The following is a 12,558-nucleotide window of genomic DNA, read 5'->3' as shown; positions in this document are numbered from 1 at the left end:
CCTCACGTCGCGAGCCCGACGATCTGGACGGTCCGCTCTTCTCCGGGCCAGATTCGCAGCGACACGAGCGCTGCATAGGGCAGGTTGAACGCCCAGATCTGTCGCCGCTCGAACCCGCAAAGATTCGCGAGCGCGGCCCTAATTGCGCCGCCATGCGTAACGACCAGCGTCGCGACCGGCGGCAAATCGGCAAGCGCGTCGTGCACGCGGCCTTGGAGTGCGGACCAGCGCTCCCCGCCCGGTGGAGGGGCCGCGTCCGGATCGTCATAAAATTGCGCCAACGCCGCCGGATCGACATCTGCCGGTGACAGCCCGTCCCAAGCCCCGAAGTCGAGTTCGCGCCACCGCGGGTCCACATCGAACTCGATCGCCCGAGAGGCCGCGATCGCCGACGCACAGTCGCGCGTCCGTGCAAAGTCCGACGTCACGATCCGTAGAACGTCCAGCGTAGCCGTCCGTGCCAGACAGGCGGCAATGCCCTTATCCGTTACCGGCTCGTCGGTTCGGCCCAGCAGGAGCCCTTCGCGCGTCGGTGCGCCATGCCGTATCAGGTACAGCATGTGCGAGCCGGTCACGCGACCGAGACCCCCGCCTCGGCAAAGGTCGCCATCTCGTCATGTGCCGCCAGCGCCGCGCGAACGAGCAGCGTCGCGGTCGCCGCACCGCTTCCCTCGCCGAGCCGCATGCCCAGCGACAACAGGGGATCGAGCCGCAATGCCTGCAACAGACGCGCATGACCCGGCTCGGCAGATACGTGGCCGGCAAGACAATGCGCGAGGATGTCCGGGCATGCCGCCGCGATCGGCGCGACCGCGGCGCAACATATGAAGCCATCGAGCATGACGGGAACGCCCGCGATCCGGGCCGCGAGGACCGCTCCTGCGATCGCGGCAATCTCTCGACCACCAAGCCTGCGCAGCGTCTCAAACGGCGTGGTCAGCGCGTCCCGGTGTAGCGCCAGCCCGGCCTCCACCGTCGCGATCTTGCGCGCCATGCCGTCGTCGTCAACGCCGGTACCGGGCCCGACCCAGTCGCGTGCCGATCCATCGAAGCTTGCAAGGCACAGCGCCGCGGCCGAGGTCGAGTTGCCGATCCCCATTTCGCCGAGGACGATCAGATCCGGCGCGTCCGCAACGGCTGCCGCGCCCGCGTTGATCGCGGCGAGGCAGTCGCCCTCCGACATCGCAGCGGCCATCGCAAAATCGGCGGTCGGCCGATCGAGATCGAGCGAAACGACTTTGAGATCGAGCCCCGCCGCGCGCGACAGAGCATTGATTGCCGCGCCGCCATGCTCGAAATTTGCCACCATCTGCGCAGTGACCGAAGCTGGAAATGCGCTGACGCCGCGATCGACGACGCCGTGATTACCGGCAAAGACCACCACCCTGCCGCGATCGAGGCGCGGGCGTTCATGGCCCTGCCAGCCGGCCATGAAGACCGCGATCTCCTCCAACCGCCCGAGCGAGCCCGGCGGCTTGGTCAGTTGCCCCTGACGCGCCACCGCCGCGGATCGAGCCGTTTCATCCGGTTGAGGCAGGGCACGCAAGGACGCCAGGAATGCCCCGGAGGTTGGGAAACAGGTCATTCGACGACGAACCCGGCGGGCGGCGTGCGGGTGATGAAATGCCCTTTCACTCCCTGCGGCCATTGCTTGAACGGCACCTGCCCGAACGCGCTTTCGCCGTACAGCCGTGCGTAATCGAGGATTGCACGCGCGGCGTCCTCGGTCGGCTCGAACCTCCCGAGAACGTAGCCGACCTTTGCGGGTGCGCGCAGGTGGATCGTGCAGAAATCCTGGCATGCGAACAGGCACGGCATCTCCTGCACCGCAACGTCGGCATAGGCCGGATCGCTCGCTTGCACCGCCTTCAATGCGCTGACGAGCCGCGCGCCGCCGCGCACGCCTTCACCGTCGTCGCGCGCATCGGTGGAATGGCGGCACGTATTGCACGCGACCACCGCAACGCCGTCTTCGACTGGCTTCAGCATGTCCGTTCCCGGACGATAGCAACATGACGTGAACTTGGCATCGGAACCCCTTCGGACAGTCGGACCCGCACCGCGCGGCAGGCTGAAGGCACATGCCCCCTGCCTCCGCGTGACGCGAAGCGATGTCGTCGCTCGGGGTATTACCCGTCCGTTCGGCGCACCCTGGCCGGACGAAAGACGACCGCGACGGGCAGGTCTCCTGGCTCGCGGGTCAACGCCGTCCGCGCAGCCTTCTCGGGAGTATCCCAATGGCATGAGGCACGATGGCTCGCCGCGTACAGTTGCAGGGGCAGCCGGGTGTTTCCCGTTCCCATTTTCATTTCCCTAAGCGTTGCCGCCTTGGGAAAACCTGTCGCACGTAGAGCGATACGCGGGGGGAGAAGGTCATGCAAGGCGCCGCTATGGGAGTCAGAACCCCGCGAGCGGTCTTCGCACCCGCCCGTCATCCTAACGAAAGTCGGGACCCAGAGCCACGAAAGTCGCCATCCGTTACCCTGGGTCCTGACTTTCGTCAGGATGACGGACATTGATTGTAGCGTTCCGTTAAGTTGCTGAGTTACGTCAGAACTCGACCCCAGCCTGCGCCTTTACCCCCGACCGGAACGGATGCTTCACCTGCGTCATCTCGGTCACCAGATCCGCCACCTCGATCAGCGCATCCGGCGCATTCCGCCCGGTCGCCACGACGTGCGTCATCTCAGGCTTCCCCGCCAACACCGCCAGCACCTCGTCCACCGGTAGATACTCATACCGCAACACGATGTTCAGTTCGTCCGCCACAACCATCGCATAGGACGGATCGGCAATCATCCGCTTCACCTCGTCCCATGCCTCACGCGCCACCGCGATGTCGCGCGCGCGATCCTGCGTGTCCCAGGTAAACCCCTCGCCCATCGGCTTGAACTCGCACAGGTCTGGGAACGCGTCGAATACCGCCTTCTCGCCGGTCGCCATCGCGCCCTTCACGAACTGCACAACGCCGACCTTGCGCCCATGCCCGATCATCCGCACCGCCATGCCGAACGCGGCGGTCGACTTGCCCTTGCCCTTGCCGGTGTGGACGATGATCAGGCCCTTCTCGATCGTCTTGCTCGCGACGATCCGGTCCTGAACCTCTTTGCGCTTGGCGCTCTTGGCATTCTGCTCGTCGTCGGTCCGCATGATCATGTCCTCTCGTCCTCCCGATGGCGGATTGCGACGTGTGGCGCTAGAGCGTCCACCATGCTCCGCATCACCGACCTCAAGCTGCCGCTCAACCACGCCGACGAAGCGCTCCCCGCCGCGATCCGCGATCGCCTGCGCGTCACCCCGCGCGACCTGATCCGCTACACCATCGCCAGGCGGGCGCACGATGCGCGTGACAAGATGGACATCCAGCTCGTCTACTCGGTCGACGTCACGCTGAAGAACGAGGACACCGTCCTCACGCGCTTCCGCAAGGATCGCCACGTCCAGCGCACGCCTGACACGGGGTATCGTTTCGTCACCAAGGGCGGCGCGAGCTATACCGGCCCCCGCCCGGTCGTCGTCGGCGCGGGCCCGTGCGGGTTGTTCGCGGGCCTGATCCTAGCGCAGATGGGGTTCCGCCCGATCATCCTAGACCGCGGCAAAGTCGTCCGCGAACGCACCAAGGACACCTGGGGGCTCTGGCGCAAAAGCGTCCTCAACCCCGAATCCAACGTCCAGTTCGGCGAGGGCGGCGCCGGCACCTTCTCCGACGGCAAGCTCTGGAGCCAGATCAAGGACCCGCGCCACCTCGGCCGCAAGGTCCTGACCGAGTTCGTGAAGGCCGGCGCGCCGCCCGAAATCCTGACCGAAGCGCACCCGCATATCGGCACCTTCCGACTCGTTACGATGGTCGAGAGCATGCGCGCGACGATCGAGGCGCTCGGCGGCGAATACCGCTTCTCGACCCGCGTCGACGGCCTCGACATCGTCGAGGAGGCAGGCGCCCGACAACTTCGCGGCCTCCACCTCAGCACCGGCGACTATCTCGAAGCGAACCACGTCGTCTTCGCGGTCGGCCACAGCGCGCGCGACACGTTCGAGATGCTCCATGCGAAGGGCGTGCACGTCGAGGCCAAGCCTTTCTCGATCGGCGTCCGCATCGAACATCCGCAGTCGTGGATCGACGAAGCACGGTTCGGCCCCTGTGCGGGCCATCCCGATCTCGGCGCGGCGGCGTACAGCCTGTCGCACCACTGCAAGAACGGCCGCACCGTCTACAGCTTCTGCATGTGCCCGGGCGGCACCGTCGTCGCGGCGACCTCGGAGGAAGGCCGCGTCGCGACCAACGGCATGAGCCAATATTCGCGTAACGAACGCAATGCGAACTCGGGCATCGTGATCGGCATCGACCCCGAGCGCGACTATCCCGGCCACCCGCTTGCCGGGATCGAACTGCAACGCCACTGGGAATCGCGCGCCTATGTCGCCGGCGGCTCGAACTACAAGGCGCCAGCGCAACGCATCGGCGACCTGCTCGCCGGTCGGCCCTCCACGGCGCTCGGTTCCGTGATCCCGTCGTACAAGCCGGGCGTCCACATGACCGACCTGTCGGAGTGCCTGCCGGAGTTCGCGATTACGGCGCTCCGCGAGGCACTGCCGGCGTTCGGGCGTGAGATTCCGGGCTACGACCATCCCGACGCAGTGCTCACCGGAGTCGAGACGCGGACGTCATCGCCGGTGAGGATCACGCGGGGCGACGACTTTGTAAGCCTCAACACTCCGGGGCTTTTCCCGGCGGGCGAAGGCGCTGGCTATGCAGGGGGCATTCTTTCCGCCGCGGTCGACGGCATCAAGGTTGCCGAAGCGGTTGCGCTTAGCCTCACGGCATAAACCCCTTTCGTAGGCGGGGGTCCAGGACCCACAGACGCTAGCGTCCGTTACCCTGGGCTCCCGCCTTCGCGGGAGAACTGAGAAGGTTGCGGCGACTGTTCTAAGCACGTGACTAGCGGGACGAACTTTACAGTCCCACCCGGCCTTCGCCAGGGCGGTGCGGACGTGGATGGCGTCCGCGGTTGCGGCAGACGCGTGCGGAGGAGGCTACGCTCCCCCCGATTGAACTAAGCAACACAGGGCGCGGTGCTGGTCGAGGTGCGGCCCGCCGCCCGCCTATTCACTTACGCCGCCGTGGCCCCGTCTCGATCAACCATGCCCGCGGTAGCCCCGTCGGCTTGGCCACCCCGTCAAGCCGCCGCGCACTTACCAGCGCGACACGCTTCAAGATCATCTGGTCCTTGAACGCGTCCATCCCGCCGCCGGTCGGCTTGGCGAGGATACGCTTCACCACGTCCATCCCAGCGACGACATGCCCGAACGCCGCATAGCCCGGATAGCCCGCACGTGCGTCCATCGCCGGCGCCGGCCCGACCGTGATGAAGAAATTGCCGCCAGCCGACGCTGGCGTCATCCCCCGCGCCATCGAGATCGTCGCGTCGAGATGCTTGATCCCGGTCATCGCAGTGGTCTCGAGCGGAAACGGCGGCAGGATCCGCCGCGCGTCGGTGCGAATGCCCGCCTGGATGAAGCCGAGCTTCGGCGCGGACTTCTGGCGGCTCGCGCGGTAGAAGTCGGTCCCGTCGAACCGCCCGTCATCGACATAGGCGAGAAAATTCGCGGTCGTCTTCGGCGCATGGCGGGCATCGAGCGCCAGCAGGATCGGGCCCTCCGACGTAACGATGCGGACGCGTACCAAGCCCGGCTTGGGTCCCGGTTCGGCGCGCTGTACCGCCCGCTTTGCCGGCTGCGCGGTCCCCGCGGTCGCCAGGGCCGCAATGGCCACGAAGCCCATCATCAAACGCCGCATTTCGATCACTCACGCCTTTACCGATGGGGTCGGCTACCCTTCCGTCCGCGGTGAGGCAAGCGCGGGAGGAGCGGTGTGGAGCGCTTCGTTATATCGACGCAGTTTGCGAACGTACCAAGGCTCAACTCGCTGACGCCTTTGATCGACGTCGCTGACGCTTCCCCGTCAAGCACCTCCCCGGCGGAGGTCGGCGGGGGGGAAGACCTGTGGACAGTCCGTCCTGTGTACTCCTCAGTGCTGGATATCTATCGGCAAGTATCGTCGAGCGACCCCGGCAACGAAAGCACCTCCGCCCCCTCAAACATACCGCGGGATCGGCCCGACCTGTGGTGTCTGGTCCGGCAAATCCACCATCGTCTCGTCGACGAAACACCAGCCCCAGCCCTCCGGCGGGTCATAGCCCTCGATAATCGTATGCCGCGTCGCGTGGAAGTGCGCGGTCGCGTGGCGGTGCGGGGAATCGTCGCAACACCCGACATGGCCGCATTCCCGACACAGCCGCAGATGTACCCATTCGCTGCCGATCCGGAGGCACTCCTGACAGCCCTTCGCGCTCGGCGTCACCGTGTGGATGGTGTCCATATGCGTGCACCCGTAGCTCATCTCGCGCGCCTTTCCGCCATGTCGGCGAGTATCGTGTGGATCTGCGCGACCACTGCCGCGCCTTCGCCGACCGCCGCCGCGACGCGCTTGGTCGAGCCTGCGCGCACGTCACCGATCGCGAACACACCGGTGCGGCTAGTCTGCAACGGCAGCGCGGCGCCGCCAGTGACGATGAATCCCTTCCCGTCCGTATCGACGCAGCCCTTGAGCCAGCCCGCATTGGGGTCCGCGCCGATGAACAGGAACAGATGTCGCATCGCGCACCGCGTTTCCGCGCCGTCGCTGCGCTGGCGAAAGATCGCCGCGGTCAGCCCGGTCGCGCGCTCACCCTCCAGCCCGACGACCTCGGTGCCGACGCGGATCGTCACGTTGGGCAGTGCGGCGATGCGGTCGATCAGGTATTTCGACATCGTCGCGGCCAGTGGGCGGCGCACGATCAGGTGCAGGTGCTTCACGCGCGGCGCGAGGAACACCACCGCCTGTCCGGCCGAGTTGCCGCCGCCGACCAGCGCCACCTCCTCGCCCTCGCACAACCGCGCCTCGATCGGCGATGCCCAGTAGGAGACGCCGGCGCCCTCGAACTCGGCCAGGTCGGGGATGTCCGGCCGACGATAGCGCGCACCGGACGCGACGATCACGGTTCGTGATCGAACGCGCCTGTCACCCGGTAATTCGAGCGCGAGCGGATCGCCCGCCGGCCGATCTTCGTCGCAATCGAGATGCTCGACGGTCAGCGGGATCGCGATCTCCGCTCCGAACTTCAGCGCCTGGTTGAACGCACGGCCGGCGAGCGCCTGCCCCGATATACCGGTGGGAAAGCCCAGATAATTCTCGATCCGCGCCGATGCGCCCGCCTGCCCGCCGATCGCGCGCTCGTCGAGCACGATCACCGACAGCCCCTCGGACGCCGCATACACCGCCGCCGCCAGCCCCGCCGGCCCCGCGCCGACGATCGCGACGTCGTACACCGTGTCCGGATCGAGATCGGGCGTGATGCCGAGGCACGCCGCGACCTCGATATCCGACGGCCGTTTCAGCACCGTACCATTCGGACAGACCACGAGCGGCAAATCGCTCGACGCGACACCGGTCCGCTCGACCAGTGCACGCCCTTCGTCGTCAGACGCCGCGTCGAGGACGACGTTCGGATAGCCCGATCGCGTGAGAAACCCCTGTAGCCGGACGACGTCGGGACTATCCGGGAGGCCGACGATCACCGTCCCGCCGCTGCCCTGCTCGATCAGGCCGACGCGACGCAGGATCAGGGCGCGCATCACGATCTCGCCGACATCCGCCGAGCCGACCATCAAAGCGCGCAGATGCGCCGGGTCGAACGGCAGCGCGGTACATCCCTCGGACCCTGCGGTACCCCCTGCGATCGTCGGCCGCCCGGCAAGCTGGTTGACCTCGCCAGTCAACTGCCCCGGGCCGTGCGTCGTGATCGGCGCCTCGTGGATCAGCCCGTCGCGACGGACGACATCGATCGTTCCCTTGAGCACCAGCCAAGCGGCGACGCCGTGCTCGCCGATCGCATAGACCTGCTCGCCCGCCGCGAACATGCGCGCCGGACCGCTCGCAAAACGCTTTGCCGTCTCAAGCTGCTCGGCGTTCAGCACCGGATACATCTGGTGATCGCGTGCGCCGAGATCGCTCATGCGCCCGCAACCGGTTCGAGACCGAGCAGCAGCGTCGGGATCAGTTCGGACACCGTCGGGTGGATCGGCACCGCCCAGCGCAGGGCCGACACCGGCTGGTCCGCGTTCATCATGTCGAGGATCCCATGGATCGCCTCGTCGCCGCCCGTTCCGAGGATCGCCGCCCCTAGTATCCGCTGTGTTTCCGCGTCCGCCACGATCTTCATGAACCCCTTGGTCTCGCCCTTTTCGACCGCGCGTCCAACCCGAGTCATCGGCCGCTTCGAGACCAGGATCGGTCGCCCCGTCTTCTCCGCCTGCGTCTGCGTCATTCCCACCCGGCCGAGGGGCGGATCGGTATAGAGCGCGTAGCCGACCAACCGCTGGCTCAGCGTTCGTTCGCCACGATCGAGCAGGTTCGCCGCGACGATCTCGAAGTCGTTATACGCGGTATGCGTGAACGCGCCGCGTCCGTTGCAATCGCCCAGCGCCCAGACGCCCGGCACGTTCGTCTGCAGCATGTCGTCGACGGTGACATAGCCCTTCGCGTCCGTCGCGATCCCGGCGAGTTCGAGCCCGAGGTCGTCGGTATTCGGGCGCCGTCCGACCGCCAGCAGCACATGACTGCCGATCACCTCGGGATCGCCTGCCCGGCAATCAACCGATACCGCGACGCCATCCGGAGCCTGCGCGAACGCGATGCAGTTCGCGCCGGTCCGCACTGCGATACCTTCGTCTTCCAATATGCCGCGCACCGCGTCGGACACGTCGGCATCCTCATGTGCGATCAGCCGGTCGCCGCGTTCTACCACGGTCACCGCAGAGCCGAACCGCCGATACATCTGCGCGAACTCAAGCCCGACATAGCTTCCGCCGACGACGACGAGATGCGCGGGGATATGCTCCAGCGCAACCATGTCGGTGTTGTCGAGATGCGGAACGTCGCCGACGCCGGGCATGTCCGGCACGCTCGCGCGCCCGCCGACGTTGAGGAAGATGCGCGGCGCGGTCATGTCCTCGCCGTCGACCGAGATCGTCCGCGGTCCGGTGAACCGGGCGTGCCCGCGAAGGAGGGTAAGGCCTGCCATGCCTTCGAGCCAGCGCTCGTTCCCCGATCGTGCGTCCATCACGACCTTGCGCGCACGGGCCGCGACCGCGGGCATGTCGACTGTAACGTCGCCGGTGGCGATTCCGAAATCCGCCGCACGTCGCGCAAGATGCGCGGCATAGGCGCTCGCCACGAGCGTCTTGGTGGGCATGCAGCCGGTATTGACGCAGGTCCCGCCGACCAGCTTTCGCTCGATCAGCGCGACCGTCATGCCTGCGGCGGTAAGGCGGCCTGCGAGTGGTGGTCCGGCCTGCCCGGCGCCGACGATGATCGCATCAAACGTCCGCATCAGATCGACAGCACTACCAGCACCGCCAGGAGGATAGCGACCGCATCCTCGATCAGCGCTGCAGGTCGATCGCTACCGAACGCCGCCGCCAGTCGCGCGCGAAGAGCCGCGCCAGCATAAATGCCGACGACCGCTCCCACCACGCCGAGAACGATCCCCTGCAATGGCACGCCAATCCCGTAGCCCACGGCCGCCCCCGACAGTCCTCCGGCGAGCACGCGCGCGGCGAACTGCGGCGGCACCTTGCGGCTGGGCGTCGACGGCAACTGATCGGTGACGAGTTCCATGGCCGCAAGCAGCGTGAATATCCACGGCGTGAACCGGTAGCCGAGGAACGCCAGCCACGTCCCCTGCAACGGCAGCGTCCCCTTGCTCGCCGCCCAGGCGATCGCAGCCGGCGCCATCATCGCGCGCAACCCCGCGACGATGCCGATGACGAAGGCGAGGATCAGTCCGTTGACGAGCGGGGGAACGAGCATGGCAGTCTCCGATCCGGTGTGTTCGAGATCGTCCCACGCACTAACGCGAGCGTCAATTCGTTACGCGTCCGATCTGCGATCGATCCTACAGTGTGCCGTCGTGGAGCAACGGTCCAACCGGACCAAGCGCCTGATATCGAAAGCCAACACCGACTAGCCCTAAGCCGAATTTTATTCGTTGCGACCGCTTCGATCCCGACGAGTACCGTCTGTCTCGCCGACGGCGCAGCCTGCGCGATTGATCGGGCGATTCTTTTTGGCCTTTCCACCGTACCGCATGCCATCGCGAACGCATCGCGTAGCTGCCCGCCACGCCGGTTCAATTGTCCAAAGCTTGCATTCGAACGGCCCCCGCCGAGCCCTACGCTGTCAGTGCATATCCATTTGTGGTGGAATCGGCCTAAGCGTCATGGACGCGTCTTCATTTCATCACAGCGGCGTAATGAAATTGCCGTTTCGCCGTCATCGGTAGCGGTCATAGCTCTTGCGACAGGTCGATCTGCGAGGTCGGCGCACAACGCGGGTTCAACGTCATGCGTACCCTATACATGCTGCGGGCGACCGCGGCATCGCCGGTCATCATGGCCGCGGCGGGCGCCGCCCGTGCGCAGTCGACGGCTCGCGGCGCGCCGAGCACCGATACCGTACAATCCGCCGGCGAGGGTAGCGAGATGCTGATCACCGGGCGCCTTGAACGGTCGCGCAGAAGAAGGTCGACGCGAGCTATTCGATCGCCACGATCAGCGAGAAGGGCTTGCGCGAACGCGCGACCGATCTCCGGCCGCGCGGTGTGGGGTTCGGTGTTGTTCAAATTCTGATCTGGAGAGTATCTGTGAAACGATCGATCGTGGCCGGGCTGACGCTTGGCCTTCTTACTCAAGCGGCGGTAGCGCGCGACACGGCAGCGCCGCTGCGGATCAACGACGTGGCGGTGATCGGCACGCACAACAGCTACAAACAGCCGATGCCCGCCGCGACGATGGCGAAGCTGCGCGCGACCGACCCGGCAATGGCCGATGCGCTCGACTATTCGCACCGCAGTCTGACCGAGCAACTCGATGCCGGCGCGAGGCAACTCGAGATCGACGTGAACTACGACCCGCAGGGCGGCCATTACGCGCGCGGTTCGGACGATCCGAAGCTCAGGCGGCCGGGCTTCAAGGTGCTGCACATCCCCGGCATCGACAACGCCTCAAGCTGCGTCCTGCTGACCGAATGCCTGACGATCATCCGCGACTGGTCGACCCAGCATCCGCGTCACGTGCCGATCCTGCTCATGTTCAACGCCAAGGACGAGCAGAACGCCGCGCGTGGCGGGATCGACGCGCTGCCGTACGACGGGGCGGCATATGATGCGCTCGACGCCGAGATCCGCTCGGTGATGGCGCCCGGCAAGCTGATCGTCCCCGATGATGTTCAGGGCCGCTATCCAACGCTGCGCGACGCCGTGCTGGCGGACAACTGGCCGTTGCTGGAGGCGTCGCGCGGGAAGTTCCTGTTCGCGCTGGACGAACCGCCGGCCAAGGTTGCCGTGTATCGCGGCCAGCGGCGTTCGCTCGAAGGGCGCGTGTTTTTCATCAACACCGACGAGGCCTCGCCCGCCGCCGCCTATCTGACGCTCAACGACCCGGTCCGCGATGCCGCACGCATCCGCCGCGACGTCGTCGCCGGGTTCATCGTCCGCACCCGCGCCGACGCCAACACGCGCGAGGCCCGCGCCAGCGATACGATCCCGCGCGACACAGCGCTGGCGGGCGGCGCGCAGTATGTCTCGACCGACTATCTCTGGCCCGATCCGCGTTTGTCCGGCGGCTATCACGTCGCCCTGCCCGGTGGTCTGGTCGCCCGCTGCAATCCCGTGCGTCGTCCCAAGGGCTGCGGCGACCTCGACAAGGGTGGCAAATGATACGGACGCTCGCGCTCCTCGCCGTGCTGACGATGGCTACCGGCGCGACCGCGTCGACCGACTATCTGCTGAACCAGCCGATGCCGGACCTGATGCAGATCCTCCCCGCCCCGCCGAAACCCGGATCGCCTCAGGACCGCGACGACCGCGCAACCTTCCGCGAGACCCGTGCGCTGCTCGGTATGCCGCGCGGCGACATGGCAACGCGCGACGTTACCGACGATCGCTTCACCGTCTTCGCCTGCGCGATCGGTCGCAGGCTCGACGCGAGATCGTCCCCTGCCCTCACCCGCATCTTCGCGCAGATGAGCGACCGCAACATGGTCGGCCGTGCCAAGGATGGTTTTGCCGTCAAGCGTCCGTATCTGAACGACGACCTGCCGATCTGCGAGCCGAAGACCGCGCATCTGGCAGGCAATGGCGACTATCCGTCTGGCCATACGACGTCGGGCTGGTCCGCAGCGCTGATCCTCGCCGAGCTGATACCCTCTCGTGCGACGCAAATCCTGCGCCGCGGGCGCCAATATGGCGAAAGTCGTTACATCTGCGGCGCACATAGCAGGAGCGCCGTCGACGCGGGCTACATGGCCGGATCGGTATTGGTCGCGTCGCTCCACAGCTCGTCTGAATTTCGACGTGACATGGATTTCGCACGTAGCGAGCTCGCCGCTGCTCTACCCGCTGTGTCCCAGGCCACGCAGTGCATGAGAGATACTGCCGCGGAGTAAGCGATCAGGGCCTC

Annotated in this window: 13 protein-coding genes and 1 riboswitch; of the genes, 3 read left to right on the top strand and 10 right to left on the bottom strand. The window is 66.6% G+C overall.

Going from position 1 to position 12,558, the window contains the following annotated elements; genetic code table 11:
• Positions 1 to 2: 2 nt before the first annotated feature.
• The 4 genes from AC1MLZ_RS01255 to cobO all read right to left on the bottom strand — a co-directional run bounded on the left by AC1MLZ_RS01255 (position 3) and on the right by cobO (position 3,156).
• Positions 3 to 560 carry a histidine phosphatase family protein gene (locus AC1MLZ_RS01255; protein WP_480961436.1) on the bottom strand — a complete coding sequence of 186 codons (558 nt, stop codon included), beginning with the start codon at positions 558 to 560 and terminating at the stop codon, positions 3 to 5.
• Between the two features lie 11 nt (positions 561 to 571).
• Entirely contained in the window at positions 572 to 1,585 is a 1,014-nt protein-coding gene (cobT, locus tag AC1MLZ_RS01250; protein ID WP_480960078.1) for a nicotinate-nucleotide--dimethylbenzimidazole phosphoribosyltransferase, read from the bottom strand.
• Complete coding sequence (locus AC1MLZ_RS01245) at positions 1,582 to 1,989, bottom strand: DUF1636 domain-containing protein (RefSeq protein ID WP_480960077.1); 408 nt, start codon at positions 1,987 to 1,989, stop codon at positions 1,582 to 1,584. The genes cobT and AC1MLZ_RS01245 overlap by 4 nt, the downstream gene beginning before the upstream one ends.
• 172 nt (positions 1,990 to 2,161) lie before the next feature.
• A riboswitch (cobalamin riboswitch) is annotated at positions 2,162 to 2,357 on the bottom strand.
• Between the two features lie 193 nt (positions 2,358 to 2,550).
• Positions 2,551 to 3,156: a cob(I)yrinic acid a,c-diamide adenosyltransferase gene (gene cobO, locus AC1MLZ_RS01240; RefSeq protein ID WP_480960076.1), complete on the bottom strand. Its 606-nt coding sequence runs from the start codon at positions 3,154 to 3,156 to the stop codon at positions 2,551 to 2,553.
• Positions 3,157 to 3,210: 54 nt separating this feature from the next.
• Between cobO and AC1MLZ_RS01235 the strand changes: the two genes are divergently transcribed.
• Positions 3,211 to 4,827, top strand: coding sequence for an NAD(P)/FAD-dependent oxidoreductase (locus tag AC1MLZ_RS01235; protein WP_480960075.1), 1,617 nt, complete (start codon positions 3,211 to 3,213; stop codon positions 4,825 to 4,827).
• A 280-nt stretch (positions 4,828 to 5,107) separates the two neighbouring features.
• Here the strand turns inward: AC1MLZ_RS01235 and AC1MLZ_RS01230 are convergent, their stop codons facing one another.
• The 6 genes from AC1MLZ_RS01230 to AC1MLZ_RS01205 all read right to left on the bottom strand — a co-directional run bounded on the left by AC1MLZ_RS01230 (position 5,108) and on the right by AC1MLZ_RS01205 (position 10,721).
• Positions 5,108 to 5,797, bottom strand: a complete 690-nt coding sequence (locus AC1MLZ_RS01230) for a peptidylprolyl isomerase (protein ID WP_480960074.1) — start codon at positions 5,795 to 5,797, stop codon at positions 5,108 to 5,110.
• A gap of 297 nt (positions 5,798 to 6,094) precedes the next feature.
• Complete coding sequence (locus AC1MLZ_RS01225) at positions 6,095 to 6,379, bottom strand: UBP-type zinc finger domain-containing protein (protein ID WP_480960073.1); 285 nt, start codon at positions 6,377 to 6,379, stop codon at positions 6,095 to 6,097.
• A 17-nt stretch (positions 6,380 to 6,396) separates the two neighbouring features.
• Complete coding sequence (locus AC1MLZ_RS01220) at positions 6,397 to 8,055, bottom strand: FAD-dependent oxidoreductase (protein WP_480960072.1); 1,659 nt, start codon at positions 8,053 to 8,055, stop codon at positions 6,397 to 6,399.
• The gene (locus AC1MLZ_RS01215) at positions 8,052 to 9,434 is read right to left on the bottom strand and encodes an FAD-containing oxidoreductase (protein ID WP_480961435.1); all 1,383 of its coding nucleotides are present in this window, start codon (positions 9,432 to 9,434) and stop codon (positions 8,052 to 8,054) included. The genes AC1MLZ_RS01220 and AC1MLZ_RS01215 overlap by 4 nt, the downstream gene beginning before the upstream one ends.
• Positions 9,431 to 9,910, bottom strand: coding sequence for a DUF4126 domain-containing protein (locus tag AC1MLZ_RS01210; protein ID WP_480960071.1), 480 nt, complete (start codon positions 9,908 to 9,910; stop codon positions 9,431 to 9,433). The genes AC1MLZ_RS01215 and AC1MLZ_RS01210 overlap by 4 nt, the downstream gene beginning before the upstream one ends.
• A 475-nt stretch (positions 9,911 to 10,385) precedes the next feature.
• Positions 10,386 to 10,721, bottom strand: coding sequence for a hypothetical protein (locus tag AC1MLZ_RS01205; protein WP_480960070.1), 336 nt, complete (start codon positions 10,719 to 10,721; stop codon positions 10,386 to 10,388).
• Between the two features lie 21 nt (positions 10,722 to 10,742).
• Here AC1MLZ_RS01205 and AC1MLZ_RS01200 point away from each other — a divergent pair, with 21 nt between their 5' ends.
• Complete coding sequence (locus AC1MLZ_RS01200) at positions 10,743 to 11,816, top strand: phosphatidylinositol-specific phospholipase C1-like protein (protein ID WP_480960069.1); 1,074 nt, start codon at positions 10,743 to 10,745, stop codon at positions 11,814 to 11,816.
• The gene (locus AC1MLZ_RS01195; RefSeq protein ID WP_480960068.1) at positions 11,813 to 12,544 is read left to right on the top strand and encodes an acid phosphatase; all 732 of its coding nucleotides are present in this window, start codon (positions 11,813 to 11,815) and stop codon (positions 12,542 to 12,544) included. The genes AC1MLZ_RS01200 and AC1MLZ_RS01195 overlap by 4 nt, the downstream gene beginning before the upstream one ends.
• The last annotated feature ends 14 nt before the right edge of the window (positions 12,545 to 12,558 follow it).

Source organism: Sphingomonas sp. PEI4 (genome assembly GCF_056679955.1).
The sequence above is the reverse complement of the archived record's forward strand: the minus strand, read 5'-3'. Positions and strand labels throughout refer to the sequence as shown.

Bases quoted from the DNA above. Each gene is read 5' to 3' on its own strand.
- cobO (WP_480960076.1), bottom strand. From the start codon at position 3,156: ATGATCATGCGGACCGACGACGAGCAGAATGCCAAGAGCGCCAAGCGC.
- AC1MLZ_RS01220 (WP_480960072.1), bottom strand. From the start codon at position 8,055: ATGAGCGATCTCGGCGCACGCGATCACCAGATGTATCCGGTGCTGAAC.
- AC1MLZ_RS01245 (WP_480960077.1), bottom strand. From the start codon at position 1,989: ATGCTGAAGCCAGTCGAAGACGGCGTTGCGGTGGTCGCGTGCAATACG.
- AC1MLZ_RS01225 (WP_480960073.1), bottom strand. From the start codon at position 6,379: ATGGACACCATCCACACGGTGACGCCGAGCGCGAAGGGCTGTCAGGAG.
- AC1MLZ_RS01235 (WP_480960075.1), top strand. From the start codon at position 3,211: ATGCTCCGCATCACCGACCTCAAGCTGCCGCTCAACCACGCCGACGAA.
- AC1MLZ_RS01230 (WP_480960074.1), bottom strand. From the start codon at position 5,797: ATGCGGCGTTTGATGATGGGCTTCGTGGCCATTGCGGCCCTGGCGACC.
- cobT (WP_480960078.1), bottom strand. From the start codon at position 1,585: ATGACCTGTTTCCCAACCTCCGGGGCATTCCTGGCGTCCTTGCGTGCC.
- AC1MLZ_RS01195 (WP_480960068.1), top strand. From the start codon at position 11,813: ATGATACGGACGCTCGCGCTCCTCGCCGTGCTGACGATGGCTACCGGC.
- AC1MLZ_RS01210 (WP_480960071.1), bottom strand. From the start codon at position 9,910: ATGCTCGTTCCCCCGCTCGTCAACGGACTGATCCTCGCCTTCGTCATC.
- AC1MLZ_RS01255 (WP_480961436.1), bottom strand. From the start codon at position 560: ATGCTGTACCTGATACGGCATGGCGCACCGACGCGCGAAGGGCTCCTG.